This is a genomic window from Brevundimonas sp. UBA7664, from assembly GCF_002483305.1.
Taxonomy (GTDB): Bacteria; Pseudomonadota; Alphaproteobacteria; order Caulobacterales; family Caulobacteraceae; genus Brevundimonas.
In genome coordinates this window covers 1-25,601 of sequence record NZ_DLHQ01000017.1, presented here as the reverse complement: position 1 = coordinate 25,601, position 25,601 = coordinate 1, and the positions used below count along the sequence as shown (strand labels likewise).

The 25,601-nt window shown below is 70.2% G+C and carries 32 protein-coding genes; 17 read left to right on the top strand and 15 right to left on the bottom strand.

Annotated elements, in window-relative coordinates; all coding sequences use genetic code 11:
* The first annotated feature begins 21 nt into the window (after positions 1 to 21).
* From B2742_RS03165 to B2742_RS03145, 5 genes are all read left to right on the top strand, one after another.
* Positions 22 to 1,377 carry a TldD/PmbA family protein gene (locus B2742_RS03165; protein ID WP_292062865.1) on the top strand — a complete coding sequence of 452 codons (1,356 nt, stop codon included), beginning with the start codon at positions 22 to 24 and terminating at the stop codon, positions 1,375 to 1,377.
* Complete coding sequence (locus B2742_RS03160; protein WP_292062863.1) at positions 1,374 to 2,171, top strand: inositol monophosphatase family protein; 798 nt, start codon at positions 1,374 to 1,376, stop codon at positions 2,169 to 2,171. The genes B2742_RS03165 and B2742_RS03160 overlap by 4 nt, the downstream gene beginning before the upstream one ends.
* Before the next feature lie 19 nt (positions 2,172 to 2,190).
* Entirely contained in the window at positions 2,191 to 2,436 is a 246-nt protein-coding gene (locus B2742_RS03155; RefSeq protein ID WP_292062860.1) for a DUF4170 domain-containing protein, read from the top strand.
* 66 nt (positions 2,437 to 2,502) lie between these two features.
* Positions 2,503 to 2,703, top strand: a complete 201-nt coding sequence (locus tag B2742_RS03150; RefSeq protein ID WP_292062858.1) for a hypothetical protein — start codon at positions 2,503 to 2,505, stop codon at positions 2,701 to 2,703.
* Complete coding sequence (locus B2742_RS03145) at positions 2,700 to 2,933, top strand: hypothetical protein (RefSeq protein WP_292062857.1); 234 nt, start codon at positions 2,700 to 2,702, stop codon at positions 2,931 to 2,933. Before B2742_RS03150 ends, B2742_RS03145 begins: the two co-directional genes overlap by 4 nt.
* 6 nt (positions 2,934 to 2,939) lie before the next feature.
* Here B2742_RS03145 and B2742_RS03140 read toward each other — a convergent pair whose 3' ends face one another.
* Entirely contained in the window at positions 2,940 to 3,605 is a 666-nt protein-coding gene (locus B2742_RS03140) for a fused DSP-PTPase phosphatase/NAD kinase-like protein (RefSeq protein WP_292062855.1), read from the bottom strand.
* A 570-nt stretch (positions 3,606 to 4,175) separates the two neighbouring features.
* Here B2742_RS03140 and B2742_RS03135 point away from each other — a divergent pair.
* From B2742_RS03135 to lpxK, 5 genes are all read left to right on the top strand, one after another.
* Positions 4,176 to 4,562, top strand: coding sequence for a hypothetical protein (locus tag B2742_RS03135; RefSeq protein ID WP_292062853.1), 387 nt, complete (start codon positions 4,176 to 4,178; stop codon positions 4,560 to 4,562).
* A gap of 125 nt (positions 4,563 to 4,687) precedes the next feature.
* Positions 4,688 to 6,523: an ABC transporter ATP-binding protein gene (locus B2742_RS03130; protein ID WP_292062851.1), complete on the top strand. Its 1,836-nt coding sequence runs from the start codon at positions 4,688 to 4,690 to the stop codon at positions 6,521 to 6,523.
* Positions 6,520 to 7,209, top strand: a complete 690-nt coding sequence (locus B2742_RS03125; RefSeq protein ID WP_292062849.1) for a lysophospholipid acyltransferase family protein — start codon at positions 6,520 to 6,522, stop codon at positions 7,207 to 7,209. The genes B2742_RS03130 and B2742_RS03125 overlap by 4 nt, the downstream gene beginning before the upstream one ends.
* The gene (locus tag B2742_RS03120) at positions 7,206 to 8,501 is read left to right on the top strand and encodes a 3-deoxy-D-manno-octulosonic acid transferase (protein WP_292062841.1); all 1,296 of its coding nucleotides are present in this window, start codon (positions 7,206 to 7,208) and stop codon (positions 8,499 to 8,501) included. The genes B2742_RS03125 and B2742_RS03120 overlap by 4 nt, the downstream gene beginning before the upstream one ends.
* Entirely contained in the window at positions 8,498 to 9,514 is a 1,017-nt protein-coding gene (gene lpxK / locus B2742_RS03115; protein WP_292062838.1) for a tetraacyldisaccharide 4'-kinase, read from the top strand. The genes B2742_RS03120 and lpxK overlap by 4 nt, the downstream gene beginning before the upstream one ends.
* Here lpxK and B2742_RS03110 read toward each other — a convergent pair.
* Positions 9,499 to 10,851, bottom strand: coding sequence for a metal-dependent hydrolase family protein (locus B2742_RS03110; protein WP_292062836.1), 1,353 nt, complete (start codon positions 10,849 to 10,851; stop codon positions 9,499 to 9,501). The genes lpxK and B2742_RS03110 overlap by 16 nt on opposite strands.
* Before the next feature lie 90 nt (positions 10,852 to 10,941).
* Between B2742_RS03110 and B2742_RS03105 the strand changes: the two genes are divergently transcribed.
* The gene (locus B2742_RS03105; RefSeq protein WP_292062834.1) at positions 10,942 to 11,640 is read left to right on the top strand and encodes a murein L,D-transpeptidase catalytic domain-containing protein; all 699 of its coding nucleotides are present in this window, start codon (positions 10,942 to 10,944) and stop codon (positions 11,638 to 11,640) included.
* A gap of 6 nt (positions 11,641 to 11,646) precedes the next feature.
* On the opposite strand, the gene B2742_RS03100 is transcribed toward B2742_RS03105, so the two are convergent.
* From B2742_RS03100 to B2742_RS03065, 8 genes are all read right to left on the bottom strand, one after another.
* On the bottom strand, positions 11,647 to 12,285 hold the full coding sequence (locus B2742_RS03100; RefSeq protein ID WP_292062831.1) for a hypothetical protein: 639 nt from the start codon (positions 12,283 to 12,285) through the stop codon (positions 11,647 to 11,649).
* 13 nt (positions 12,286 to 12,298) lie between these two features.
* On the bottom strand, positions 12,299 to 12,958 hold the full coding sequence (trhA, locus tag B2742_RS03095; protein ID WP_292062828.1) for a PAQR family membrane homeostasis protein TrhA: 660 nt from the start codon (positions 12,956 to 12,958) through the stop codon (positions 12,299 to 12,301).
* A 105-nt stretch (positions 12,959 to 13,063) separates the two neighbouring features.
* Positions 13,064 to 13,309, bottom strand: coding sequence for a type II toxin-antitoxin system RelE/ParE family toxin (locus B2742_RS03090; RefSeq protein WP_292062826.1), 246 nt, complete (start codon positions 13,307 to 13,309; stop codon positions 13,064 to 13,066).
* 17 nt (positions 13,310 to 13,326) lie between these two features.
* On the bottom strand, positions 13,327 to 13,524 hold the full coding sequence (locus B2742_RS03085; protein ID WP_292062824.1) for a CopG family transcriptional regulator: 198 nt from the start codon (positions 13,522 to 13,524) through the stop codon (positions 13,327 to 13,329).
* A 90-nt stretch (positions 13,525 to 13,614) separates the two neighbouring features.
* On the bottom strand, positions 13,615 to 14,889 hold the full coding sequence (purD, locus tag B2742_RS03080) for a phosphoribosylamine--glycine ligase (RefSeq protein ID WP_292062822.1): 1,275 nt from the start codon (positions 14,887 to 14,889) through the stop codon (positions 13,615 to 13,617).
* 49 nt (positions 14,890 to 14,938) lie between these two features.
* Positions 14,939 to 15,097 (bottom strand): hypothetical protein, encoded by a 159-nt coding sequence (locus B2742_RS03075; RefSeq protein WP_292062818.1) that lies wholly within the window; start codon positions 15,095 to 15,097, stop codon positions 14,939 to 14,941.
* Between the two features lie 54 nt (positions 15,098 to 15,151).
* Positions 15,152 to 16,222, bottom strand: a complete 1,071-nt coding sequence (locus B2742_RS03070) for a helix-turn-helix transcriptional regulator (protein WP_292062817.1) — start codon at positions 16,220 to 16,222, stop codon at positions 15,152 to 15,154.
* Positions 16,223 to 16,305: 83 nt separating this feature from the next.
* Positions 16,306 to 16,785 (bottom strand): hypothetical protein, encoded by a 480-nt coding sequence (locus B2742_RS03065; RefSeq protein WP_292062815.1) that lies wholly within the window; start codon positions 16,783 to 16,785, stop codon positions 16,306 to 16,308.
* A 131-nt stretch (positions 16,786 to 16,916) separates the two neighbouring features.
* Between B2742_RS03065 and xseA the strand changes: the two genes are divergently transcribed.
* From xseA to B2742_RS03045, 4 genes are all read left to right on the top strand, one after another.
* Positions 16,917 to 18,524, top strand: a complete 1,608-nt coding sequence (gene xseA / locus B2742_RS03060) for an exodeoxyribonuclease VII large subunit (RefSeq protein ID WP_292062814.1) — start codon at positions 16,917 to 16,919, stop codon at positions 18,522 to 18,524.
* Positions 18,525 to 18,570: 46 nt separating this feature from the next.
* Complete coding sequence (locus tag B2742_RS03055; RefSeq protein ID WP_292062813.1) at positions 18,571 to 18,771, top strand: DUF2093 domain-containing protein; 201 nt, start codon at positions 18,571 to 18,573, stop codon at positions 18,769 to 18,771.
* Complete coding sequence (locus tag B2742_RS03050) at positions 18,771 to 19,598, top strand: M23 family metallopeptidase (protein ID WP_292062811.1); 828 nt, start codon at positions 18,771 to 18,773, stop codon at positions 19,596 to 19,598. Before B2742_RS03055 ends, B2742_RS03050 begins: the two co-directional genes overlap by 1 nt.
* A gap of 114 nt (positions 19,599 to 19,712) precedes the next feature.
* Positions 19,713 to 20,225, top strand: a complete 513-nt coding sequence (locus tag B2742_RS03045; RefSeq protein ID WP_292062810.1) for a response regulator — start codon at positions 19,713 to 19,715, stop codon at positions 20,223 to 20,225.
* On the opposite strand, the gene B2742_RS03040 is transcribed toward B2742_RS03045, so the two are convergent.
* The 4 genes from B2742_RS03040 to B2742_RS03025 all read right to left on the bottom strand — a co-directional run bounded on the left by B2742_RS03040 (position 20,195) and on the right by B2742_RS03025 (position 23,310).
* On the bottom strand, positions 20,195 to 21,097 hold the full coding sequence (locus B2742_RS03040) for a lysophospholipid acyltransferase family protein (protein WP_292062808.1): 903 nt from the start codon (positions 21,095 to 21,097) through the stop codon (positions 20,195 to 20,197). The genes B2742_RS03045 and B2742_RS03040 overlap by 31 nt on opposite strands.
* Positions 21,098 to 21,170: 73 nt before the next feature.
* On the bottom strand, positions 21,171 to 22,091 hold the full coding sequence (locus B2742_RS03035; protein WP_292062807.1) for a glycosyltransferase family 9 protein: 921 nt from the start codon (positions 22,089 to 22,091) through the stop codon (positions 21,171 to 21,173).
* Positions 22,092 to 22,131: 40 nt separating this feature from the next.
* Complete coding sequence (locus B2742_RS03030) at positions 22,132 to 22,512, bottom strand: DUF6165 family protein (protein ID WP_292062806.1); 381 nt, start codon at positions 22,510 to 22,512, stop codon at positions 22,132 to 22,134.
* A 27-nt stretch (positions 22,513 to 22,539) separates the two neighbouring features.
* Complete coding sequence (locus tag B2742_RS03025; protein WP_292062804.1) at positions 22,540 to 23,310, bottom strand: SDR family NAD(P)-dependent oxidoreductase; 771 nt, start codon at positions 23,308 to 23,310, stop codon at positions 22,540 to 22,542.
* A gap of 108 nt (positions 23,311 to 23,418) precedes the next feature.
* On the opposite strand from B2742_RS03025, the gene B2742_RS03020 reads away from it, so the two are divergent.
* On the top strand, positions 23,419 to 24,687 hold the full coding sequence (locus tag B2742_RS03020) for an EAL domain-containing protein (protein WP_292062801.1): 1,269 nt from the start codon (positions 23,419 to 23,421) through the stop codon (positions 24,685 to 24,687).
* A 145-nt stretch (positions 24,688 to 24,832) separates the two neighbouring features.
* A complete protein-coding gene (locus B2742_RS03015) occupies positions 24,833 to 25,039 on the top strand; it encodes a hypothetical protein (RefSeq protein ID WP_292062798.1) in 207 nt (68 codons plus the stop codon).
* A 4-nt stretch (positions 25,040 to 25,043) separates the two neighbouring features.
* Here B2742_RS03015 and B2742_RS03010 read toward each other — a convergent pair whose 3' ends face one another.
* Positions 25,044 to 25,391 carry a glycine zipper 2TM domain-containing protein gene (locus B2742_RS03010; RefSeq protein WP_292062796.1) on the bottom strand — a complete coding sequence of 116 codons (348 nt, stop codon included), beginning with the start codon at positions 25,389 to 25,391 and terminating at the stop codon, positions 25,044 to 25,046.
* Positions 25,392 to 25,601 lie beyond the last annotated feature (210 nt).

Sequence of the window (25,601 nt, the reverse complement as noted above, 5' to 3'; positions counted from 1 at the left end):
TTGTCCCGGCCATATCGGGGCATGCCTGACCGTACCGCGTCCGCCGCCTCCCCCGACATCCTGCCCGATCTGGTCGCCGCCGCCCTCAGGGCCGGGGCCGACGCCGCCGAGGCGGTCTCGGCCGAGCGCGCAGCCCTGTCCGTCGGCGTCCGCAACGGCAAGCTGGAAGACGTCGAGCGCGAGGAGAGCCGCGACCTCGGCCTGCGCGTCTTCATCGGTCGGCGGATGGCGACGGTATCGGCTTCCGACCTGTCCGACGCCACCCGCGCCCGTCTGGTCGAGCGCGCCGTGGCCATGGCCCGCCTCGCCCCCGAAGACCCCTACGCCGGCTTGGCCCCGCAGGACCGCCTCGCCCGCGGTCCCTTCGCCGACCTCGACCTGTTCGACCCGTCCGAGCGCAGCGCCGCCGAGCTCGAGGCCGCCGCCGCCGAAACCGAAGCCGCCGCCCTCGCCGTGCCCGGCGTCGCCAAATCCGAAGGCGGCCACGCCTCGGCCTCGTCCAGCCGCTGGCGGCTGGTCACCTCGCACGGCTTCGACGGCGCCTATCACGGCTCGGCCTTCTCACTCGGCGCCGGTGTCATCGCCGAGCAGGACGGGGCCATGGAACGGGGCAGCGAACACCGCGCCGTCCGCCACCTGTCCGACCTGCCCCCCGCCGCCGCCATCGGCGACTTCGCCGGCCGCCGCGCCGTGGCTCGCGTCGGACCCCGCAAGATCGACTCGACCACCGCCCCGGTGATCTTCGAGAACCGCGTTGCGACCCAGGTCCTGTCGCCCATCCTCGGCGCCATCTCCGGCCCGTCGATCGCCCGCGGCACCTCCTTCCTGAAGGACCGGCTGGGCCAGCGCATCCTGCCCGCCGGCGTCGATCTGATCGACGATCCCCTGCGCCCGCGCGGCCTCGGCTCCACCCCCTTCGACGACGAGGGCGTGGCCGTGTCGCGCCAGTCGATCGTGCAGGACGGCGTCCTCACCACCTGGCTGCTCAACAGCGCCGCCGCCGCCCAGCTGGGCCTCGCCTCGACCGGCCACGCCTCGCGCGGCCTCGCCGGCCCGCCCGGCGTCTCGACCCACAACCTGCACCTCGAGCCGGGCGAGCGCGATCTCGACGGCCTCATGGCCGACGCCGGGACCGGCCTGCTGGTCACCTCCATGTTCGGCCCCTCGCTGAACGCCAACACCGGCGACTGGTCGGCCGGAGTCTCGGGCTTCTGGTTCGAGAACGGCCAGATCGTCTGGCCCGTCAGCGGCGTCACCGTCGCCGGCAATCTGGCCGAGCTCTGGACCCGGATGGCGCGCGGTTCAGACCTGGAGTTCCGCAGCAGTTTCAACAGTCCGTCCCTGATGTTCGACGGCGTCGCCATCGCCGGCAAATGAGCGGGCTGGCCGCCGATCTCGTCCTGATACGCGACGCGGCCGAGGCCGCCGGCCGGCTGGCGCTGGCCGAGCGCGAGGCCGGGCTGAAGGTCTGGTCCAAGTCCGGCGGCTCGCCGGTCACCTCGGCCGACATGGCCGTCGACCAGCTGCTCCGGGACACGCTTCTAACGGCCCGCCCCGACCACGGCTGGCTGTCGGAAGAGACCGCCGACACCGCCGACCGACTGTCGAACCGGCGCATCTTCGTGGTCGATCCCATCGACGGCACGGTCGCCTATATGAAGGGCAAGCCGTGGTGGTGCATTCCCATCGCCATCGTCGACGACGGCCACCCCGTCGCCGCCGTCATCCACGCCCCGGCGCTTGGCGAGACCTTCACCGCCACCCTCGGCGGCGGCGCCTTCCTGCAAGGCCGGCCGATCACCGCCTCGGACACCAGCGACCTCGACGACGCCTCCGTCCTCGCCGACGCCCGCCTGATGGAGGGCCCGCACTGGCTCGAGCCCTGGCCCGCCATGCGGTTCGAGAAGCGCAACGCCATCGCCTACCGCATGGCCCTGGTCGCCGCCGGGGCGTTCGACGCCGCCATCAACCTGACTCCCAAATGGGACTGGGACGTCTGCGCCGGGGCCCTGATCGTCGAGGAGGCCGGCGGCCGCGTCAGCGATCACCACGGCCACGCCTGGCGTTTCAACCAGTCCGATCCACGCCAGAACAGCCTGGTCTGCAGCGCCCCGGCGCTTCACCCGTTGATCGTGCGGCGCACAGCGCCTATTCCGCTGGCGCCCCGCTAGCTCCCCTCTGGACGACCCCATGACCAAGCCCGCCGAAACCGACCAGCTCCTCCACCTCGTCATCGGCGGCGAGCTGCGCCACCTCGACGCCCCGGTGTTCCGCGACCTGTCCAAGGTCGAGTTCGTCGGCGCCTTCCCCAACTACGAAGAGGCCCGCAAGGTGTGGAAGGCCCGCGCCCAGGCCACCGTCGACAACGCCCACATGCGCTTCTTCATCCTGCACGCCCACCGGATGATCGACCCGCGCGGCGACGCCGGCCACTGAACACGGAACCCGGCCTCGGCCTGACGCGCTTTCACAGCTATACTGTGCGTTGACCGGAGAGACCCGATGGCCCCCACCCTCATTGTCCTTGCCCTTGTGGCGCTCGGCGTCGGCATCGTCGTCTGGGCCACGCGCAAGAAGCCCGGCGCGACCACCACCGGCCCGCGCGAGGCCGACACGGCCTGGAACGATCCCGTCACCCCCGGCGAGACCCTGCCGGCGGACGCCCCCGCCCCCGCCGCTGCTTCCGAGGAACACCGCCCTTGACCCTGTTCGGCCGCACCCTCGACGGCATGGAGATCGCCTCCCTCGTCTCGCTTCTGATGGTGCTGGTCCTGTGGATCGGCGTCTGGCGCGGCGACCGCCGCGAGTCCCAGTGGCTGAAAAACTGGAACGCCGAGCGCAAGGCGCGCCGCGACGCCGAGATCGCCGCCGAGAACGGCGAAGCCGCGCCTCCGTCCCCGGACCGGGGCGAGCCGCGCGGCCCCTGGGGCTGACGCCGGCTACTCCCGCTTCAGCAGCTTCTCGGTCAGCACCGTGCCCCACCAGCCGGCCTTGAACTCGGCCCGGATCGCCTTCGGGTCATAGGCGTCGCTGTCGACCCAGTCGATGAAGCTGACCCCGGTCGGTTGGACCTCCGTCAGGTATTTCTCCAGCGTATAGTCCAGCACCCCGGTCAGCCCCTCGCGGTGGTGCAGGTATTTCTTGTCCAGCTGCCGGATCGCCTCCGAGATCGGCTCGCCGAGATGGAAATGGCGATAGAAGACCGCCATCATCCCGGCCCGGTCCGCCCCCGACTTGCAGTGGATCAGCACCGGATACTCGATGGTCCGGAACAGCGCCCGCGCCCGGTGCACCCGATCCTTCTGCGGCGGATCGCGCGAATCCAGCGGCGCGTCGATCAGCGTCAGCCCCAGCCGCTCGCACGCCGCCTTCTCCAGCGCATAATAGGCCTCGTCCCGCGCCCCGCGCAGGTTGATGACGGTCTTGATCCCCTGCGCCTTCCAGTACGCCAGCTGCCGCGGCGACGGCTGGTTGGTCCGCACCAGATCCGGCCCCAGCCAGTGGGCGTTCATGAACCACCGCCGCAGGAAGGCGTGATCCTTCCAGACATAGTCCCACCGCGCGCGAAACCGGCCGGCGGGGGTGGTGAGGTCGTAGCGGGACATGGGAGGGGAGATAGCGGTTCAGACGGGGCGCGTCATCCGGGCGGAGGGAAAGTCCGCAACGGGTGGAAAGCGGGCGTTGGCTGGCTTGAGGCACGCTTAGGACTGGTAAGCTGACCTTGCGTTCACGATACTCCGTGAACTACTCGCACGAGACGGAAGCATCTATGCCGCTAAGTCGTCACCGGAGCTCGACGAGGGCAATTTTGGTCCGCAAGCTCCTAATGGCCCTCGTCGCTGCATTTATGCTGACATGGTTTTTCGCAGGAATAATGCGGTTCCCCGACTCGCCGATACACGCCTGCGCAGCCGCTCCTGCCTATCAATACGTCAGTCCGCAGAATAGCTATTGCGGCAAACAGGGCCAATCACACACTGAGTCGGATTTCCGCCTGTTTCAGTTGTGGGAAGCTGGCCTCTCTTTCATGTGGCTTCCAGGGATCATCGTGCTTGTCGCTTTGGGCTCGGGTCCAAGGACAAGAAGCACAACCTAACCTGAGGGTCCGCAATGGGTCGTGAGCGGACGGTCGCCTGAGGGTAGTTAGCGGACATCACCCCTGCTAACTTCCTCGCATGGCGATGTTCTTTCACCGGCTGAGCGCAATCCGGAACTATCGCTGGGCGAGCGTCGCGCTCATCGCGGCGATGATCCTTCTCCCGGTTCTCATGATGAGGCTCGGAGCATTGGAGTGGGTAGCTTCTCTTGCGGGCCTTCCGGTCTACGTCGCTCTTGTCGTTTTGACATATCTCCGCCTCCGGGACGCTAATCTCAGCGGCTGGTGGATCGGCCTGATGATCTTGGTGGTCAACCTCGGCCCTCGTTGGGACGGGATAGAGCCGCTTACGTTTCACCTCAGCCACCTGATCCACCTCGTCCCGGTAGCCTTGGGCTGGCTCGTTCGCGCTCCTGAAAATGTCGCCGTGAAGAGTGACCTTCCGCAAGGTTTGCGGCGCGGCTGAGCCAATGACCGCTACGGGTCGAAAGCCGACATTCGCCGCCTCGCCTCCCGTCTGCTAACGGTCGCCACGAGCGGCCCGCCACCTCCCCGCTTGACTTCCCCCCCGTCCCGTCCGACCTCGGACCGATGACGACGCCCGCCCCCGCCGCCGACGAGAAGGAGCCCCTGCGCCCCCTGCTGGCCCGCATCTGGCGCGACTATCTCTCCCATCACCGGACGCCGCTGTTCCTGTCGATCGCCTGCGCCGCCGTGGTCGGCGTCATGGCGGCCACCGTGCTGCAGCTGCTCGAGCCGGCCATCAACGGCCTGTTCCTCGGCGAGGCGGTGACCATCTGGGGCGTCTTCACCGTGCCGCCCGGGCGGGCCCTCGTCTGGATCCCCCTGATCATCATCAGCGCCGGCCTGATCTGGACCGCCGCCGCCCTCGGCCAGGCCGCCCTCGTCAACCGGCTGGGCCACGGCATCGTCGGCGACATCCAGGTCAAGCTGTTCGGCGCCATGATCCGCGCCGACCTGGCCCGGCTGCGCAGCCAGCATTCCGGCGGCTTCGTCTCCTCCGTCCTGTTCGACGCCAATCTGGTGCGCGAGGCCTTCACCAATGGCGTCGTCAACTACACCCAGCACGCCCTGACCCTGGTCGCCGTCATCGGCTACATGGTCTGGATCGACTGGCGCATGACCCTGATCGTCCTGCTGGGCGCGCCCGTCATCGCCTTCGTCATGCGCCGCTTCGGCAAGCGGATGCGCAAGGCCACCACCGGGGCCATGGTCGAGACCTCCAACCTCTCCACCGCCCTGATGGAGAACCTCGACGGCGTCCGCCTGATCAAGATCGAGAACCGCGAGGCGGCCGAACAGGACCGCGTCGGCGAGGTCGTCGCCCGCCGCCAGCGGCACGTCATCAAGTCCGCTGACAGCCGCGCCTTCGCCGGCCCCTTCTCCAACCTCGTGGCCATGTTCGTGGTCGCCGCCGTCATGGCCTACGCCGGCTGGCGGGCGCAGGACGGGGCCATGAGCGTGGGCGCCTTCGCCGCCTACATCGGCCTGCTGATGGCCGCCGGCCAGTCGCTGCGGCAGGTGACCAATCTCCAGACCGTCATGTCCGAGGGCCTGACCGCCGCCCGCCGCCTGTTCTCGGCCCTCGACATCGAACCCGAGATCCGCGAGGCGCCCGACGCCGCGCCGCTGGCCGACGGTCCCGTCACAGTCGCCTTCGACCGCATCTCCTTCGCCTATGCCCCGGCCGCCGCGGGCGGCGCCCCGACCCTGTCCGACGTGTCCCTGACCGTCGCGCCGGGCGAGACCGTGGCCCTGGTTGGCCCGTCGGGCGGCGGCAAGTCGACCCTGCTCAGCCTGCTGCCGCGCTTCTACGACGTCACCGCCGGCGCCGTGACCGTCAACGGCCGCGACATCCGCGAACTGAAGCTGCACGACCTGCGCGCCCGGATCGCCCTGGTCACCCAGGAGCCCTTCCTGTTCGACGACACCCTGGCCGCCAACATCGCCTATGGCCGCCCCGGCGCCACGGCCGAGGACATCGTCGCCGCCGCCCAGGCCGCCGCCGCCCACGATTTCATCACCGCCCTGCCCGAGGGTTACGCCACCCGCGCCGGCGAGGCCGGCCTGCGCCTGTCCGGCGGCCAGCGCCAGCGCATCGCCATCGCCCGCGCCTTCCTCAAGGACGCCCCCATCCTGCTGCTCGACGAGGCCACCAGCGCCCTCGACACCGAAAGCGAGGCGCTCGTCCAGGCCGCGCTGGAGCGCCTCATGCACGGCCGCGCCACCCTGATGATCGCCCACCGCCTGTCCACCGTCCGCAACGCCGACCGCATCCACGTCATCGAGGCCGGCCGCGTCGTCGAGACCGGCAGCCATGCCGAACTGGTCAAGCTGGGCGGCCTCTATTCCCGTCTGGCGAAGCAGCAGTCGCTCGACGGGGACCCCGTCACGGCGGTCCTATGAGGCCCCTGCGCAATCCGCTCATCCAGGGCGTCCTCGCTTGGCTTCTGGCCGGCTGGATGCGGTTCTGTTTCGCCACCATCCGCTGGACCCATCAGAACCAGGGCGTCGCCGAAGCCGTCTGGAAACAGGGCGGCGGCGTGCTGTGCACCTTCTGGCACTCGCGCATCGGCCTCAGCCCCGCCTGCTGGCCGCTCGACCGGGCCCAGCCGGCCAAGGCCCTGATCTCGCTCAGCCCCGACGGCCAGTTCATCGCCCGCGCGGTGGCCCTGCAGGGCATCCCCGCCGTGCGGGGCTCCTCGGCCAACAAGGACAAGGCCGACCGCGCCAAGGGCGGCTCCCAGGCCCTGCGCGACGGCCTGCGTCAGCTCAAGATCGGCGCCCTGGCCATCACCCCCGACGGTCCCCGCGGCCCCGCAGGCGAAATGGCCGAAGGCCTGCCCCTGCTGGCCAAACTGTCGAAAGCGCCGGTGCTGTTCATCGGCCTGTCCTGCAACCCCGCCATCCGCCTCAATAGCTGGGACCGCGCCTTGCTGCCCCTGCCCTTCGCCCGGGGCGCCATCGTCTGGGATGTCGCGCACTATCCCGAGGGCGCCGACCTGACCGCGGTCGCCCGCGACTGGACCGCGCGCCTGAACGCCGTCGAGGCCGCGGCCGACGCCATCACCGGGCAGGACCCCTCGCGGTGAGCCCCGCCCTGATCGCCTGGCGTCTGCTGACGCGCCTGCTGGAGCCGCTGGCCCCCCGCCTGCTCGACGCCCGCGCCAAACAGGGCAAGGAAGACCCCGCCCGCGTCGATGAACGCCTCGGCCGCGCCTCCGTGGCCCGTCCCGAGGGCGACCTGGTCTGGCTGCACGGCGTCAGCGTCGGCGAGACCCTGTCCCTGCTCCCCGTGGTCGAACGCCTGCGCCGCCAGCGTCCCGACCTCACCGTTCTGGTCACCTCGGGCACCCTGACCTCGGCCCAGCTGCTGGCCAAGCGGCTGCCCGCCGCCGTCATCCACCAGTTCGCCCCGGTCGACGCCCCCGGCGCCGTCGCCGCCTTCCTCGACCACTGGCGGCCGTCACTGGCCGTCTTCGTCGAGAGCGAACTCTGGCCCAATCTGATCCTCGAATCCCGCCGGCGCGGCGTAAAACTGGTCCTCGCCAGCGCCCGCATCACAGAAAAGACCGTCGACGGCTGGCGTCGCTTCCCCGGCGCCGCCCGCGAAATCCTCGCCGCCTTCGACCGCATCCTGCCGCAGGACGAGACCTCCGCTGCCCGGCTGCACAGCCTCGGCGGCCGCATCGACGGCCATGTGAACCTGAAACTGTCCGGCGAGGCCCCGCCGCACGACGCCGCCGCCTTCACCCGCCTCAGCGCCGCCATCGGCGACCGCCCCGTGGTCGTCGCCGCCAGCACCCATGACGGCGAGGAGATCGCCCTCGTCCGCGCCCTCGACCGCCTGACCGACCGCCTCTGCCTGATCCTGGTGCCCCGCCATCCCGCCCGCAGCGCCGACATCGCCGCCGCCCTCACCCGTGACGGCTACCGCTTCGCCCTGCGCTCGCAGGGCCGCGAGCCCGACCGAGACACCGACCTCTATCTGGCCGACACCCTCGGCGAGATGGGCCTGTTCCTGCGCCTCGCCGATGTCGTCGTCATGGGCGGTTCCTTCTCCGCCGCCCTCGAGAAGCCCCCGGTCGGCGGCCACAACCCGCTCGAGCCCGCCCGCCTCGGCAAGCCCGCCGTCACCGGCCCCGACATGACCAACTGGTCCGCCGTCACGCAGGCTCTCGTCGAGGCCGGCGGTCTCGCCGTGGTCGAGGCCCCGTGGGACCTGCCCGCCGTCATCGCCCCCCTGCTGGCCGACGACGCCGCCGCCAAGGCCATGGGCGAGCGCGGCCGCCGCGCCGCCACCGAGGCCGGTTCGGGGCTCGACCGGCTGTGGGACGCCATCACGCCCCTGCTGCCGCTCGCCCCGCAGCGAGGCCGCCGATGAAGCTCAACACCCCCCGCTGGTGGTACACGCGCGACGCCCGCCACGGCATGGTCGCGCGCATCCTGCTCAAACCCCTGTCCTGGGTCTGGGCCGCCGCCACCGCCCGTCGCATCGCCCGCGCCGAGCCGGTCGATCCGGGCATTCCGATCATCTCGGTCGGCAATCTGACGGTCGGCGGCTCGGGCAAGACGCCCGTGACCCGCGAGGCCATCCGCCTGCTGCATGAGGCGGGGATCAACGCCCACGGCCTGTCGCGCGGCTACGGCGGGTCCCTGCGCGAACCGACACAGGTCGACGCCGCCCTCCACACCGCCGCGGATGTCGGCGACGAACCCCTGATGCTGGCCCTCGGCGGCCCGACCTGGATCGCCCATGACCGCGTCGCCGGCGCCCGCGCCGCGGCAGCGGCCGGAGCCGAGGTCCTGGTCCTCGACGACGCCCACCAGAACCCGACCCTGAAGAAGACGCTCAGCCTCGTCGTCGTCGACGGCGAGACGCGCGGCGACGAATGGCCCTTCGGCGACGGCTCGGTGTTTCCGTCCGGCCCGATGCGCGAAAAGCTGCGCCACGGTCTCGCCCGCGCCGACGCGGTCGTCATCCTGCTGCCCGCCGACGCCCCCGGCGCTGATCCTGAACTGGTTCAGGCCTTCGGCGACCTGCCGGTCCTCATCGCCCGGCTGACCCCGGCCGCGCCGCCGCCCAAGGGGCCGATCGTCGCCTTCGCCGGCATCGCCAAGCCCTGGAAGGTCGAGCGCGCCCTCGACGCCGCCGGCGCCGACCTGATCGACTTCGCCCCCTTCCCCGACCACGCCGCCTTCCGCGAGGGCGATCTGGCCTATCTCGCCAGCCACGCCGAGCGCCATCACGCCCGGCTGGTCACCACCGAAAAGGACTGGTTCCGCCTGCCCCCCGAATGGCGGGCGCGCGTGACCTCATGGCCGGTCAAGGCGACCTTCGAGGATGAGGCGGGGTTCCAGCGGCTGTTGCTGTCGGCGGTTCACTCCTCCCGATAGACCATCCCGCCCCGCATCACGAACCGCACCCGCTCCAGCTCGGTCACGTCGCTCAGCGGATCGCCCGTCACCGCGATCAGATCCGCCGGCATCCCCGCCGCGATCCGGCCCGCCTCGCCGCTGATCCGCAGATGCGCCGCCGCGTTCACCGTCGCCGACTGGATCGCCTCCAGCGGCGTCATCCCCGCCCGCACCAGCAGGGCGAACTCGCCGGCGTTGTCGCCATGGGCCGAGACCCCGCTGTCGGTGCCGAAGGCGATCCGCACCCCGCCGGCATGGGCGCGCCGGACCATGTCCAGCATCCTCGGCCCGGCCTCCAGCGCCTTGGCCGTCTGCGCCGGGGTGAAGAAATTGTCCGGCCCCGAGGCGATCCGCCCCACGAAATCCCCGGCCATCAGGGTCGGGACCAGATACGTCCCCTCGCGCCGGAACAGCCGGATCGATTCATCGTCCAGGTACGTCCCGTGCTCGATCGAGTCGCCGCCGGCGCGCAGGAAGGCGTTGATCCCGTCGACCCCGTGAGCGTGCGCCGTCACCCGGCGGCCCATGCGGTGCGCGGCGCCGATGATGGCCGCCAGCTCGTCATCCGAGAACTGCTGGCCCAGTCCCGCCGCCGTGTTCGACAGCACCCCGCCGGTGGCGGTGATCTTGATGATGTCGGCCCCGGCCCGCACCTGCAGCCGCACCGCCCGCATGCAGTCGTCGGCGCCCGAGCAGATGCTCTCGCCGGTGAACAGATGCATGATGTCTGCGCGATAGCCGTTGATGTCCCCGTGACCGCCATGCACCGAGACGGCCTCGCCCGAGGCGATGATCCTGGGTCCGGGCACGTCGCCGCGGCGCACCCCGTCGCGCAGGGCGAAGATGGACTCATTGGCCGCCCCGAGGTCCGCGACCGTGGTGAACCCCGCCATAAGGGTCCGCCGCGCATAGCGGGCGCCGATCATGGCCTGTTCGGACTCGGACTGGGTCACTGTCTCCAGCCGCCCGTTCGGGTTCTGCTCGCCGGTCAGGTGGACGTGGCTGTCGATCAGCCCCGGCAGCACGAAGGCGCCCCGCAAATCGACGATCCGCCCCTCGCCGACGAAGCCATCGCGCATTTCGACGATCCGGTTCCCTTCGATCACGAGAGTTTTATCGCGCTGCACAACACCGGTCGCCGGATCGGCCAGAAGCCGCCCCACATGGACGAACGTCGTTCCCTCCACAGGAGAAACGGACGCAGGCGCGGGCGTTTGCGCGGTGACGCTTGTGGCGGCGCACAAGGCGACGGCGGCCAACAAAGACGTGATCAGCTTCACGAAAACCTCCCGGAACAGGGCTTGCACCTTAGCCATTCGGGCGTCTGGGCCAAGGCTCAGGTTGAAACACCCGTCACGAACTGAAACAACCCGTGACTTGTTCTGTAACCGTGCGAGGGGCGTCGCATGCGCTTGGCGAGACGAGGCTTCATTCTGGGCGGCGCGGCGCTGCTGTCGGGCTGCGCGACGGCGGCGGCCCAGGTTCCGACGGCCCGCCCGCTCGCGACGGTCACCCGGGATCCCGGGCTTCAGTCCCGCCCGCCCCAGATCATCACCTCACAGCTCAACACCACCCGCCCCCTCGACCCGCGCGCCCAGATCCGCGAGGAGCTGATGGAACGGGCCATGGCGGCGCTCGACATCCACCAGCACCGCATCACCCAACGCGACCGCATGTATCTGGTCGACTTCAAGAAATTCTCGGGCGACGAGCGGCTCTACGAGGTCGATCTGGCCAGCGGCACCGTCACCCTGATGCGGACCAGCCACGGCCGCGGCTCCGACCCGACCCATACCGGCTTCGCCACCAGCTTCGGCAACACGCCCGACAGCCACATGTCCTCGGTCGGCGCCTACGCCACCGCCGGCGCCAGCCACGGCGCCCAGCAGGGCCCCAACGTCCTGCTCGACGGGCTTGAGTATTCCAACAACATGGCCCGCGAGCGCGCCATCATCATCCACGGCGCCGACTACGCCGACCCGGCCTTCCTCGCCCGCGAGGGCAAGCTGGGCCGCTCCTACGGCTGTTTCTCGGTCGGCCACGCCGACCTCCCGGCACTGCGCGAGCGCATGGGCGAAGGCCGCCTGCTGTTCGCCTGGGCCTGACGCCGGTCAGTAGACGTCGGCGATCTCCCAGCCGGTCAGCTCGAGCATATGCAGACCCAGTTCGCGGACCGGTCCTTCCCGGGGCGTCCACCGGTTCACATAGACATAGCCGGTTGAGGGCTCGACAGCCTCGATGATCCACCGGGCGCCGTCCGTGCCTCCATCGCAGGATTTCGGCGGTTGCTCCGACAGGGCGGTCTGGATCAGGACCGCGTCCAGTTCCCGCACTTCCGCGGGGGTCAGGCGTCGCGAAACCCGCCGCGTCTGTGAACCCGGACGTCCGCCCTTCGCGCGCTGTCCGGCCGACAACTGGACGCCGCCGTCGGCCGCCCGGTCGATCCGCACAAAGATGGGGTCGCGGAAACTGCGCAGCCAGGTGAACCGCAGACTGCCCGCGGACGCCTCGGGATTCAGGGATGCGCTGTACAGCGACGGCTCCCCGAACGCGCGCAGGGCGCCGCCGTACCAGTCGGCCTCGAACGTATCGATGACCGGCCAGCGGCCGCCTCCCCCGGGGCCGCAGTCGACCGACTGTTCGAACAGGGCGGGGGCGAAATAGACCACGCGGGTCGTGCTGTACCACCCCGCGAAGATCGCGGCTGCGATCACGCCGAGGCTCAGGGCCAATGCGTATCCGCGGATCATCCCCCGCCTCGCCCTATTTCAGCACGGCCAGCAGCACCGCCACCCAGTGCACCGCCGCCGCCGCCACGACGTGGCCGTGCCAGATGGCGCGCCGGTAGCGCATCGCCTTGTTGGCGTAGAAGATCACCCCGACCGAATACAGCAGCCCGCCGATCGCCAGCAGGATCACGGGCGCCGGGCCCAGACTGCGCATGAAAGGCTCGATGGCGATCACCATCACCCAGCCCAGCGCCAGATAGACCAGGATCCAGAACCCCTTGCCCAGCCCCGGCAGCAGCAGCTTGGCCGCCGCCGCCACCACCGCCGTCGTCCACACCGCCGCCGTCATCCCCCCGGCCCAGGCCCCGGTGAGGTGCTGGGTCGTGAACGGCGTGTAGGAGCCCGCGATCATGATGAAGATGCCCGCATGGTCGAACCGCCTCAGCAGCGGCTGAAACCGCGGCGCGGCGAAATTATAGGCCGTCGACAGCCCCAGCATGGTCAGCAGCCCGCCCGCATAGATCGCCGCCGCCGTCAGGCTTCCGGCGTCGCCGAAGCCGATCGCCAGCCCCAGCAGCATCCCGCCCCCGACCAGCGCCAGCGCCAGCCCGGTCAGATGCACGATCAGATCGGCCAGACGCTCCTTGCCGTCGCGGTAATGGCTCGGCGGTTCGGGGGGCAGGGTGTCGGTCACGGGAGTCCTTCTGTTCCAGGCGCGCGCAGCGGCGGTGGCGGAAGCGTCACCTTCCATGGCACGGGTTCGCTCGTTGCAACACTGGATCACGACCGCCGCCTGGGTCTAGCTGAGCGGTCGCCTTGCGCCATGGCGGATTGAGAGAACTCGCACCTCGTCCGAAACCAGCACATAGCGCATGACATATGGCTTCAAGACGAGAACCTCGCGACGGCCACGACCGATGGGTCGTCCGCGCTCGGGAAAAGTCTCCAGACTTTCCGCCACACTGACAAACTGCATGTCGAGACGCGCTGCGGCGGCAGGACTGAAATCCCGAACATAGCCGGTAATCTCGGCCGCGTTCTCCATGGCCTCATCCGACCAGACTACTCGCCCCATTTGGGTCGAGGCAGCGGGTTTTCGGTCGACAGCGACAGCAGCCAACGCTTTACGGCTTCGTGACCGACCACACGCCCGGCTTCGAAGTCAGCTTCGCCGCGGACCATCGACGCCTCATCCGCCGCTTCGTCGGCGAAATCGAATACGCCGGGCTCTTCATGCATTTCGTTGGGCGGCTCAGGCATGGACAGAACATACCATGACCTGCAGACGGTGCACGCGGCTTCAACTTCAGCGAGACAGGTGTTCAGATCGCCACCGCAGTCGCGCCGCGCCTACTCCCGCTCCAGCGCCCGCCAGCCGATGTCCGTCCGGTGGAACCCGCCCGGCCAGTCGATCTTCTTCACCGCCGCATAGGCCCGCTCGCGCGCCTCGGCGATGTCCCGGCCGCGCGCGCAGACATTCAGCACCCGGCCGCCCGCCGCCGCCAGCTGGCCGTCGGCGCGCCGCCGCGTTCCCGCGTGGAACACCTGCACATGCGGCCCGAAATCCTGTTCGGCGCCGCGGATGATCGACCCCTCCAGCGGGCTGTCGGGATAGCCCGAAGCCGCCAGCACCACGCAGATCACCGTCTCGTCCCGGAACGACGGAACCGGCGCGCGCGTCAGATCCCCGCGTGCGCAGGCCAGCAGCAGGGGCACCACATCCCCCTCCAGCCGTATCATCAGCACCTGGCATTCCGGATCGCCGAAGCGGGCGTTGAACTCGACCACCTTGGGCCCGTCCGCCGTCGCCATCAGACCGGCGTACAGGACGCCGCGATAGGGCATCCCCTCGGCCGCCATGGCCGCGACCACCGGCTGCACCACCAGCCGGTCCGCCGCCTCGACCAGCTCGGGCGTGAACACCGGCGCCGGCGAATAGCTGCCCATCCCGCCGGTGTTGGGTCCCAGGTCGCCGTCATAGGCGCGCTTGTGATCCTGCGCCCCGCCCAGAAGCACGGCCCGGGTCCCGTCGCAGACGGCGAACAGCGAGCCCTCCTCGCCGTCCATGAACTCCTCGATCACCACCCGCGCCCCGGCGGTCCCGAACCGGCCGCCCAGCATCCGCTCGATCTCGGCCTCGGCGTCGCGTTTCGTCGGGCTGATCGCCACGCCCTTGCCCGCCGCGAGGCCGTCGGCCTTGATCACATAGGGCGGCTTGAACACCGACAGCGCCTGCCGCGCCTCGTGCAGTCGCTCATAGACGCCGAACCCCGCCGTCGGAATCTCGTGCCGCTCCATGAAGGCCTTGGAAAAGGCCTTGGAGGTCTCCAGCTGCGCCGCCTTCTTGGTCGGTCCGAAACAGGGAATGCCCGCGGTCGCCAGCCGGTCGGCCAGCCCGGCCTCCAGCGCCGTCTCCGGCCCGACCACCACCAGATCGGCCTTGATCTCGCGCGCCAGCGCCGCCAGCCCCTCGGCGTCCGTGACCTTCAACGGCCGCAGCTCGCCCAGCTTTTCCATGCCCGGATTGCCCGGCGCGATGACCAGCCGCCGCGTCAGCGGCGACTGGGCGATTTTCCACGCCAGGGCGTGCTCACGCCCGCCTGATCCGACCAGCAGGATATTCATCCCCGCGCAATGACGGCGCCTGCGAAGGCGGTCAAGTCGCGGATGGCGATCACGGCGCCACGGCCGAGATCACATAGACCGCCGCGCCGATCAGCAGGATCACGCCGACGACCAGCCAGGGGCTGACCGCCGGCCCCTCGCTGCGCCGCCCCAGCTCGCGTTCGCGGGGGTCGCGGTCGTCGGGATCGGTGTCGCGGGGGTCGGCCATCCCGGCTCAATAGCGCGAACAGGCGTAGAGTTCCTCGAAGAAGACCCCGATCCTCTACTCCGCGGCGGGCGCTTCCGAACCCTCGGTCCCCGCCACCTCGGCGGGCCCGGTCGCCAGCAGTTTGCGGTACTCGCTCGGGGCCATTCCGTACCGTTTCCGGAACGACCGGCTCAGATGGGAGGCGTCCCCAAACCCCAGGCGAAGGGCGATATTGTTGATCGACCCGGCTGGCTCGAGGTCGGCCAGGGCCGTGCGCGCCCGCTCGAGACGCTGGCCCAGGATGTAGGTCTGGATTCCCCCGTCGGCCTGGAAGGCCGCGAAAAGCCGGCTGCGGGACGTGCCCAGGGCGCGGCACAGGTCGGCGATGACGATCCCCCGCCCGAGACGCAGTTCGATCTCCTCCGCCGCCCGCCGGCGCAGGATGCTCTCCGCGCTCAGGCGGCTCGACGGCGGCGGCCGCTTGTCCAGCAGGGCGACGGAAAGCAGTTCCAGAAAGACCCGCCCGAGGCGGTCCGCCTCCGACAGGTCGAGGCGCGGCATCATCTCGCGCAGGTGGGCGGAATAGGCGAACAGGGGCTTCGCCGCCGCGCCCCCGACAACCAGCCCGTGCAGGTCGTGGATCGGCGCGAACCAGGCCTCCGCCACGGGCCGGGGAATGATCACACTGTGGGTCAGGCTGGCGGTCGAGCCATGCAGCGAGGGCCGGCTCAGGTCGTGGAAATGGAACATGCCCGCCGTCTGGTGGAACGGCCGCCCGTCCAGATCTCCCTGCGCCTCGCCGTCGATCATCATGTTGACGATGATCGAATCGAAGTCCGAGACGCGGATGTCCTGCGCCCGCCGCTCCCAGCGCATGCCGGTGATCTCGGTATGGACGAAGGTCACCTGACCCAGCTGGACCGATTCCCAGCGCGTGTTGAACGGTTCGCTGGGCTCGGTCCGGAAGATCGGCTCGCTGCGCGGCCAGTCCCTCAGATACCAGGTGCGGTACCGCTCTTCAGGCGGCAGGTCGTGCGTCGACCAGCGCAGGATCGGCAGGGGATTCACCGGCTCTCTGGCAGACGCCCCGTCCTCCGACGCGCGGACGGCGTCCGGCGTGCCGGAATCTGGATCGTTGGACTTCACCGGGCGGCCTCAAGCGTACAAATCACGGCGTAAAAACAACCGTTTCTGCTCGTTGCCTACCGATGATCACGGAGATCGGCAAGTCACTCTTGGGGCGGCCCGGCCGACTCCGTGACGCAGACCCTGCCGTTGGCGCTGGACACCCCGGGGCCCTCCGGAGTCCAGTTCAGCGGCCCGGTCTCCTGGTCGTCAAAACAGGCCTGGCCGGTGCGTTGATTGAACCCGGCGACAGCGCGCACCAGCCGTTCCTGACCCGGTCGGTCCTCAACGATCAGCGCGAGCCTGTAGGAGGTGTTCCAAGGCGAACCCATCTCCACCCGGGCGCCGAATTCGGGATCAACCGCGGGGCCCGCAAGGGTGCGCGCGTCGCGATACCGGCCCAGGAAAAGCGAGGTGCAGTTGGGCCGGTCGCACAGCGGGTGCGGATCGGTTTCCGAGACGGTGGTGGCGACCACCAGACTCAGTCGCCCGGCATCCGCCGCGGGCGGCAGGGCGCGGGGCGGCGAATAGGCCGGCACGTTCACAACGGCCTGGGTGAGCAGAAGCGCCAACACCATACTCATGCCGACACGGCCTCCGGTTGCGGGTCAGGGAAGGTCTCATGAGCGGCCCGTCGGAGGCAACTGACGATCAGGGCGTCCGGCCGACGCCGTTCCCCATTCCCGCCACCGCCTCCGCCCGCTACCCTCCCCCCATGAGCGACGACTCCTACGTCTTCGAGGGCCCGGCCGATGAGCCGCCGCCGCCCGCGCGGGACAACAATCCGCCCCAGACGGTGTCCGAGCTGTCCTTCGCCCTCAAGCGCACGCTCGAGGACCGGTTCGGCCATGTCCGCCTTCGCGGCGAGATATCCAAGGTCAACCACCACGCCTCGGGCCACGTCTATCTGACGCTCAAGGACGACAAGGCCGCCATCGACGGCGTCATCTGGAAGGGCTCGGTCCGCGGCCTCGGCGTCCGGCCCGAGTCGGGCCTGGAAGTCATCGTCACCGGCAAGATCACCTCCTACCCGGCCCGCTCCTCGTACCAGATCGTCATCGAGACCATGGAGGCCGCCGGCGCCGGCGCCCTGCTGGCCCAGCTGGAGCGGCTGAAGGCGAAACTGGCCGGCGAGGGCCTGTTCGAACCGGGTCGCAAGAAACCCATCCCGACCTTCCCCGCCGTGGTCGGCGTCATCACCAGCCCGACCGGCGCCGTGATCCGCGACATCCTGCACCGCATCGCCGAGCGCTGGCCCTGCCGCGTCATCGTCTGGCCCTGCGTCGTCCAGGGCGACGCCGCCGCCGGTCAGGTCGCCGCCGCCATCCGCGGCTTCGACGCCCTGAAGCCGGGCGGTCCGATACCTCGCCCCGACGTGGTCATCGTCGCCCGCGGCGGCGGCTCGGTCGAGGACCTCTGGGCGTTCAATGACGAGGCCCTCGCCCGCACCGTCGCCGCCGCCTCCATCCCGATCATCTCGGCCGTCGGGCACGAGACCGACACCACCCTGATCGACTTCGTCTCCGACCGGCGCGCCCCCACCCCCACCGGCGCCGCCGAGATCGCCACCCCCGTGCTGGCCGACCTGGCCTATGCCGTCGCCGACCTCGACCGCCGCCTCGCCCGGGCCGGCGGCCGCATTCTGGAGGACCGCCGCACCCGGCTGCGCGCCGCCGCCCGCGGCCTGCCCGCCCGGCCCGAGGATCTGCTGGCCCTGCCGCAACAGCGCCTCGACCACGCCGGCAGCCGGCTGGCCTCGGGCCTGACCCGAAATCTGGCGGTGCATGAGCGCGGCCTGATCACCGTCACGGGCCGCCTCTCGCGCGCCCTGCTGGACCGCGCCATGGAGCGCCGCCGCGACCGGCTGGAGTCGATGGCCGCGCGCCTGGGCACCGGGCTCGCCGCCAATGTGAAGGCCCATGAGCACCGTCTGCTTCGAGCCGTCGCCCGGCTGTCGCCGGAACCCCTGCACCGCCGGCTGGATCAGCGCGCCGCCCGGCTCGACTCAGCAGGGGGCCGCCTCATCGCCCTGCCGCGTCGGCTCGAACGCGACGAGGCCCGGCTGGCCGCCCTGTCGCGCGCCCTGTCCGGCCTCAACCCCAAAACGCCCAAGCCCGGCTTCGCCCGGGTCGAGGCCGAGGACGGCGTCATGATCGCCGCCGCCGCCGCCCTTCAGGACGGCCAGGCCGTGCGCCTGTTCTTCGCCGACGGGTCGCGCGGCGCCCGGATCGACGGCGCCGGGGACCCGCCGCCGGCCCGAGCGAAGCCCGCGCTCCCGCCGAAGCCGAAAGCGCCGCCGCCCGGCCAGGGCGATCTGTTCTGACGCGAAAGCCGTGGCGCTATCCGCACCCTCAGGCTAGCCTGCGACCATGGCCAAGACCCAGACCGCCAAGGCGACCCTGCATTACGGCGACGGCGAGTTCGCCGTGCTCAAGCCCGGCCGTTTCGTCACCTGTGCGGTCACCGGCAAGAGCATACCGCTCGAGACCCTGCGCTACTGGTCCGTCAGCCTTCAGGAGGCCTATGCCGGCCCCGGCGAGGCCTTCCAGCGGCTGGGACAGGCCGACTGATGCTGGACCGCCGGCGTGTTGTGCTCGGCTCCGGCGCCCTGCTCGCCGCCGGAACGGCCCGGGCCCAGGATGTCGAGGGCCTGACCCTGACCGGCCGGTTCGTCCAGGGCGGCCATGCCCTGGGTCGGACCTGGCCGCGCGCCCTGGTCTTTGTCGATGGCGAATCCCTGACCGCCGCCTCGGCCGCCGGCGTCTTCATCGTCGGCTTCGACCGCGACGCCCCCGGCAGCGTCCGGATCGAGACCCGGCTCGAGGGCCGCACCGCCACCCGCACCCTCGACATCGCGCCCGGCCAGTTTCCCTCGACCCGCGTCAACGGCCTGCCGCCCTCGACCGTCGAGCCGTCCGATCCCGAGCTGCTGGCCCGCATCCGGCGCGAGGTCCTGCTCAAGACCGAGGGGTTCGCCAGCCGCATCGACGCCGACCATTTCCGCGACGGCTTCGACTGGCCGCTGGAAAGCTTCCGCGTCACCAGCCGCTGGGGCAGCCAGAGAGTCCTGAACGGGACCCCGGCGCGGCCCCACTACGGCATCGATCTGGCCGCGCCGCAGGGGACCGTGATCCGGGCCCCCGCCGCCGGCCGCGTCACCCTCGCCCAGCCAGGGTTGCATTTCGAGGGCGGTCTGGTCCTGATCGACCACGGCCAGGGGTTGATCACCGCCTGTCTTCATCAGTCCCGGATCGACGTCTCCGCGGGGCAGGAACTCGGGCGCGGCGACCCGATCGGGCGCGTGGGCATGACCGGCCGGGCCACCGGCCCTCACCTGTGCTGGCGCATGAAGTGGCGCGACCGCAACCTCGATCCCTCGCTTCTGGTGAAAACCTGAACGTGCGTAACCGGTTATCCGGGTGAGTGAACATTGATCGGTCATGGACCGGTAATGATTCGCCCTCTAAATTGATCATTCTCCCGCCGATCCCGGCACGGCTCCATCCATCCCATGGCCTCTCTCCAGGCGCTCAAAGTCTTGCTGGTCGACGACAACCAGCACATGCGGACCATCACGTCCGCCGTGCTGCAGTCGGCCGGCATCCGCCAGGTGCGCGAGGCGTCCGACGGCGCGGCCGCGCTCGAGGTTCTGCGCGAGTACGCCGTCGATCTGGTCATCGTCGACTTCAACATGTTCCCGCTGGACGGGGTCGAATTCACCCGTCTGGTCCGCAACAGTCCCGACAGCGCCAATCCCTATCTGCCGATCATCATGATGACCGGCCATTCCGAACGCAGCCGCGTCTATGAGGCGCGCGACGCCGGGGTGACCGAGTTCGTGGTCAAGCCGATCACCGCCAAGGCCATCCTCGACCGCATCCAGGCGGTGATTTTCCATCCCCGCCCGTTCGTGAAGACGGACGGCTATTTCGGCCCCGACCGGCGCCGCACCACCGCCTCCAACTACAAGGGTCCGCTGCGCCGGGCCGCGGATCAGGCCAAGGGCGGCTCCAGCGCGGCATAGACCCGGTCCGGCCACCGCTTGTGGACCCAGAACCAGTCGACCGGATTCTCGCGCACCCGCGCCTCGATGAAGCTCGTGATGGTCTGCACCGCGCGCGCGATGTCGGCCTGGCGGTCGCCGGTCTGCGTCAGCTCGATCGGCTCATGCACCGTCATCCGGAAGCGCACCCCCGGCAGCCGCACCACCGACAGGGGGTGGATCACCGTGCCGAACCGCAGCGCCAGCCGGCTCGGCCCCGGCGCGGCGTTCACCGGCTGACCGAAGAAGGTCACCTCCGGCCCCTCCGAAAACTTCTGGTCATTCATCAGCGCCACGGACTCGCCGCGCGCCATTCCGGCCAGCAGTTCGCGCGCGCCGTCCCCGCCCTTGGGCGCGAACAGCCGGACGCCATAGCGTGACCGGGCGGCGATGATCTGGGCGTCGACATAGGGATTGTTGGCGGCGCGATAGGTGATCTGGCACGGCACGCCGGCCCCGATGATGGCCGCCGCCTGCGTCTCGATATTGGCGAAATGGCCGGCGACGAAGACCACCGGCTTTCCGCTGTCCCGGATCGCGTGCAGCCGCTCCAGCCCGACCACCTCGATCCGGTTCTCCTTCACCAGAAGGTCCATCACCGCCGTCTCGGCGAAGGCGCGGCCGGTCTGTTCCCACTGATCGACGGCCAGCCGCTCGCGCTCGGCGGGGTCCATATCGGGAAAGGCGATACGCAGGTTGCGCATCACGGTCCGCTGCGTCCCCGTCTTCGGTCCGAGCGTCCGCAGCAGCCAGCCGCCGAGCGCCGAGGCCCGCTCGACCCCCAGCAACCGCATCAGGCCGATGAATCCCGCGAACCCGACCGACTCCAGCCGCCAGATCAGGTGCTGACGCATCCCGGCCCCGACCCGGGCCTGGAGCGGCGCCGCGCTCGGCGGTCGGTGCGTGCGTGCGGGATCGCCGGAAATATCAGACCTCATCCACTGCGCCGATCAGCCGTCCGGCCGCGGCGACAACCTCATCGACCGTCAGCGCCCCCATCTGGGTCTCGGTCCTGCTCACCGTCTTCGACGTCTTGCCGAACACCACGCTCACGCCGGGCGCCCGCACCGCCGCGGCGCGCGCGCCCCACGGACCATACAGCCGTTCGTCCGTCGGCCCGAACAGCCCCAGCGTCGGCGCGCCCGACGCCGCCGCCAGATGCATCATGCCGGAATCATTGCCCACGAACAGATCGGCCCGCGCCATCAGGGCCGCGGTGGTCAGCAGGTCGGCGCCGGTCAGGTCGATGAACCGCGCCGCCGGCACGCCCGCGCCGATCGCGTCCGCCGCCGCCCGGTCCATCGGCCCGCCGGTCGGGACCACCACCGCCCCCTCCAGCAGCCCGCCCTTCGCCGTCAGACGGGCCGCCAGCTCCGCGAACCGCTCGACCGGCCAGGCCTTGCCCGCCCGCGTCGCCCCGGGCCCCAGCACCAGCAGCCGTTTCGCCTTCGTCACCGACGCCGGCAGTCCCTCCGCCGCGTTCGCCAGCCACAGCACCGGCGGCAGCGCCGGCCCGTCGCCCAGGATGCTCGACGCCTCCACCACCTTGTGAACGCCCCCCCCGCCGGCCCGGCGCGGGATGACGCGCGGCCCGTTCAGGAACCGCCCCGCCACGCTGTCGCGGAAGTCATGGATCCGCGCCCAGCGCCGCCGCCGCAGCGTCCGCCACAGCGCCAGCCAGTGCCCGCCGCGCTTCTGCTTCACCAGCGGGATGATCTCCGTCTCCGCCGGCATGTGGCGGAACAGAATGGCCGTGCCGGGCGAACAGACCACCGTCACCTTCGCCCCCGGATGCCGCCGCACGATCTCCGCGATCGCTCCCGTGCTCAGGATGACGTCCCCGATCATGCTGCCGGTTATGATCAGGACGCCGTCATCACCGGCCCCATCACCGACCATGCGATTTTTCCTCGACCAGGGCCGAGCCGGTCACCCGGTTGATGTCCCGCTTCACCGCCGCCCGCTGGTCGTTCTCCTTGTAGACCCGCCGCGCCAACGCGATGAAATCGGCGTCGAACCGCCCCTCGCGCTCATGCGCCCGCTTGCCGTCCTCGACATCCCACAGGGCGTCATTGATCGCCTGCAGCCGCCCGACCAGCGCGTCCAGTTCCTCCGACCCCGGCACCTCCGCCGCCACCGCCTCCAGCTCGGCCAGCTCGCGGCCGACATTGGCCAGCTGCCCGGCGTCCGACAGCCGCGCGGCCTTGATCCGCAGGATGGTGATCTTGTCGAACAGCTCGCCGACCGCGACCGGAATCCGGATCAGCATGGCCCCTCCTCCCGCCTCCGCTTCCCCTTACCAGGCAATGGTGATCCCGCCGTCCACCACCAGCGTCTGGCCCGTCATATAGGCCGAGGCCGGCGCCGCCAGATAGACGGCCGCCCCCGCGATCTCGTCCGGCTGGCCGATCCGCTTCAACGGCGCGGGGTCGGTGACCTGCTTCAGCAGCTCGGGGTTCTCCCACAGGTATTTGGCGAAATCGGTCTGCACCAGTCCCGGCGCGATACAGTTGACCCGCACGTTCGACGGCCCCCACTCCACCGCCAGATTGCGCGCCAGCTGCATGTCGGCCGCCTTGGAGATGTTGTAGGCGCCGATCAGCGCATTGCCCCGCAGCCCGCCGATCGACGAGACGATGATCACCGATCCGTCCCGCCGCTCCAGCATCTGCGGCGCGACCATCTGGATCAGCCAGTGGTTGGACACGACGTTGTTCTGCAGGATCTTGCCGAACTGCTCGTCATTGATCCCCGCCATCGGCCCCGCATAGGGATTGGTCGCCGCGTTGCAGACCAGGATGTCGATCTGACCCCAGGCGGCGTTGGTCTCGTCGACCAGCCGCTGCAGATCCTCCTTCGAGGCGATGTTGGCGGGCACGACCATGGCCCGGCCCTCGCCATGCTTCGCGTTGATGGTGTCGGCCACCTCCTGGCACGGCCCCGCCTTGCGCGAGCTGATCACCACGCGGGCGCCGTGCTCGGCCATCCGCTCGGCGATCGCCTTGCCGATCCCCCTGGACGAGCCGGTGATGACCGCGACCTTGCCGCTCAGATCGAACAATTCCATCGTTAACCTCGAAGCTTGGGGAGAATTCGTGCCGGACCGCTAGGCGATCCGCTCTGATACCCTGATACTCAGGCGATTCCATCCGGGAACACGGACCATCCGTTTCCAATGCGCGCACTCACCCAGGGCTTCCTGTTCTTCGGCTACCTCTTCCTGGCCCTCACGGTCGGCGCCTTCGTGTGGCGCGCGGGCCTCGGCGCCGGCGCGGGCGCGGCCGGAGCCATCGCCACCATGGGCCTGCTGATCGCCGTCCATGCCTCCATCTCGGGCCGCGCCGACAAGGCCGCCCTGACGAAGGAAATAGAACAGGTCCGCGAGGCCCACCGTCTGCTCGCCGACGCCATGGAGTCGACGCAAGGCGCGCTCACCGAACTGGCCCAGGCCATCGAATCCGGCGCCGTGACCTCCAATGAGGCCCTGTCCGGCGAAGTCCGCATGCTGGAGACCCTGATCCAGCAGATGAGCGAGTCGATCGACCAGCGCGTCTCCCAGCCGGCCCCGACCAATACCTATGAGGCCCGCCACCGCGAACAGTCCAACGTCCTGCTGCAGACCATCCACGAGGCCCTGGCCCAGAACCGCGTCGACCTCTACCTCCAGCCGGTCGTCTCCCTGCCCCAGCGCCGGACCATCTTCTACGAGAGCTTCACCCGCCTGCGCGCCGCGGACGACCGCGTCATGATGCCGGCCGAATACCTCTCGGTCGCCGAGGGCGAGGGCCTGGTCCCGGCTATCGACAACCTGCTGCTGTTCCGCTGCGCCCAGATCGTCCGCCGCCTGGCGCGTCAGGACCGCAAGGTCGGCGTCTTCTGCAACGTCGCCCTGTCCTCGCTCGGCGACGAGACCTTCTTCCCCCAGTTCCTCGACTTCCTTTCCGAGAACCGCGACCTCAACCAGGCCCTGATCTTCGAACTGGGCCAGGCCACCTTCGACGCCCGCGGCGCGGTCGAGGCCCGCAACATGGCCAAGCTGGCCGACCTCGGCTTCCGCTTCTCGATCGACAAGGTCCAGACCCTCGACCTCGACTTCGCCGACCTGCAGCGGTCCGATGTGAAATTCATGAAGGTGGCCGCCGACCTGCTGATCGAACAGTTGCTCGACCTAGACGGCGCCTCTGCCCTGCCCAGTCTGCGCGACATCTCCGCCGCCGACTTCGCCGGCCTGACCCGCCGCTACGGCATCGAGCTGATCGCCGAGAAATGCGAGTCCGAGCGCCAGATTGTCGACATCCTCGAGCTCGACATCGCCATGGGCCAGGGCCACCTCTTCGGCGAACCCCGCGCCATCAAGGAAGCCGTCCTGGCCGAGACCGACCCCCCGGCCGACTTCATCCGCTCGACCCTGCGCAGCGCGGACCACCGGCGTCGGATGGGTTAGGGCGGGCCGAGGTCGGCTTGAGGGAGAAGGAAACCCGAACCCTCTTAACCCCTCCCCCTCCCGGGTCCCCTACACTCCCCCCGTCATGACCTCCCCCGACGCCCCGGCCGCCGACCCCCGCCGACGACCGCGCCCCCGCACGGCCATGAGCGGCCAGCTTCTGCACGGCATGCACAGGGAAAGCGCCGACGTCGTGGTTCGCAACCTCACCGACGGCGGCGCCAAGGTCCGGCTGACCGCCGCCACCGGCGTTCAGATCAGCGGGCCGCTGGTCCTGCGCATCGCCTCCGTTGATCGGGCCTGCGTCGTGGCCTGGCGGGCCGGCGACGAGGTCGGCCTGCGCTTCGAGTAGGCCGCTACCAGCGCCGTCCGCCGTCCTGCCAGTAAACGCGCTCGCGGCCATAGCGGTAGTCCGTGTTGTATCCGCCGAAACCATAGCCGCAGGGATCCTCCTCCTCGGACAGTTCGCGGCCGATCAGGGCGCCGGCGATGGCGCCGATGGCGGCCCCTTCCTCGCGGTTGTCGCGCCCGGCCACCGCCGCCCCGATCGCCGCGCCCAGCGCCGCCCCGGCTCCGGTCGCCAACTCCCGGTTCCGGGCGTAGTCCCGCTCGCACGCCGAGGCGTAGTCATCACGCATCGTCGCACACCCCGTCAGCACCAGCCCGCAGGCCGCCGCCGCCGTCATCGTCAGAATCGAACGCATGCCGTCTCTCCCTCTGGGCCCCCGGATCGAACGCCGGGGGGATGGAGGCGTTCCGGCGTGGCCGGGTGCGTTGTGTTCGTTGTGATGAACCTCGCCTCTCGAAGGGCGGCCCCGACCGATGACGCTCTGCTGACAATCCGCCGATTGCCAGCATATCGCGGCCTGCCAACTCCCTGACTCCGCCTACTTTTCAAAAATTACAGCGTCCGT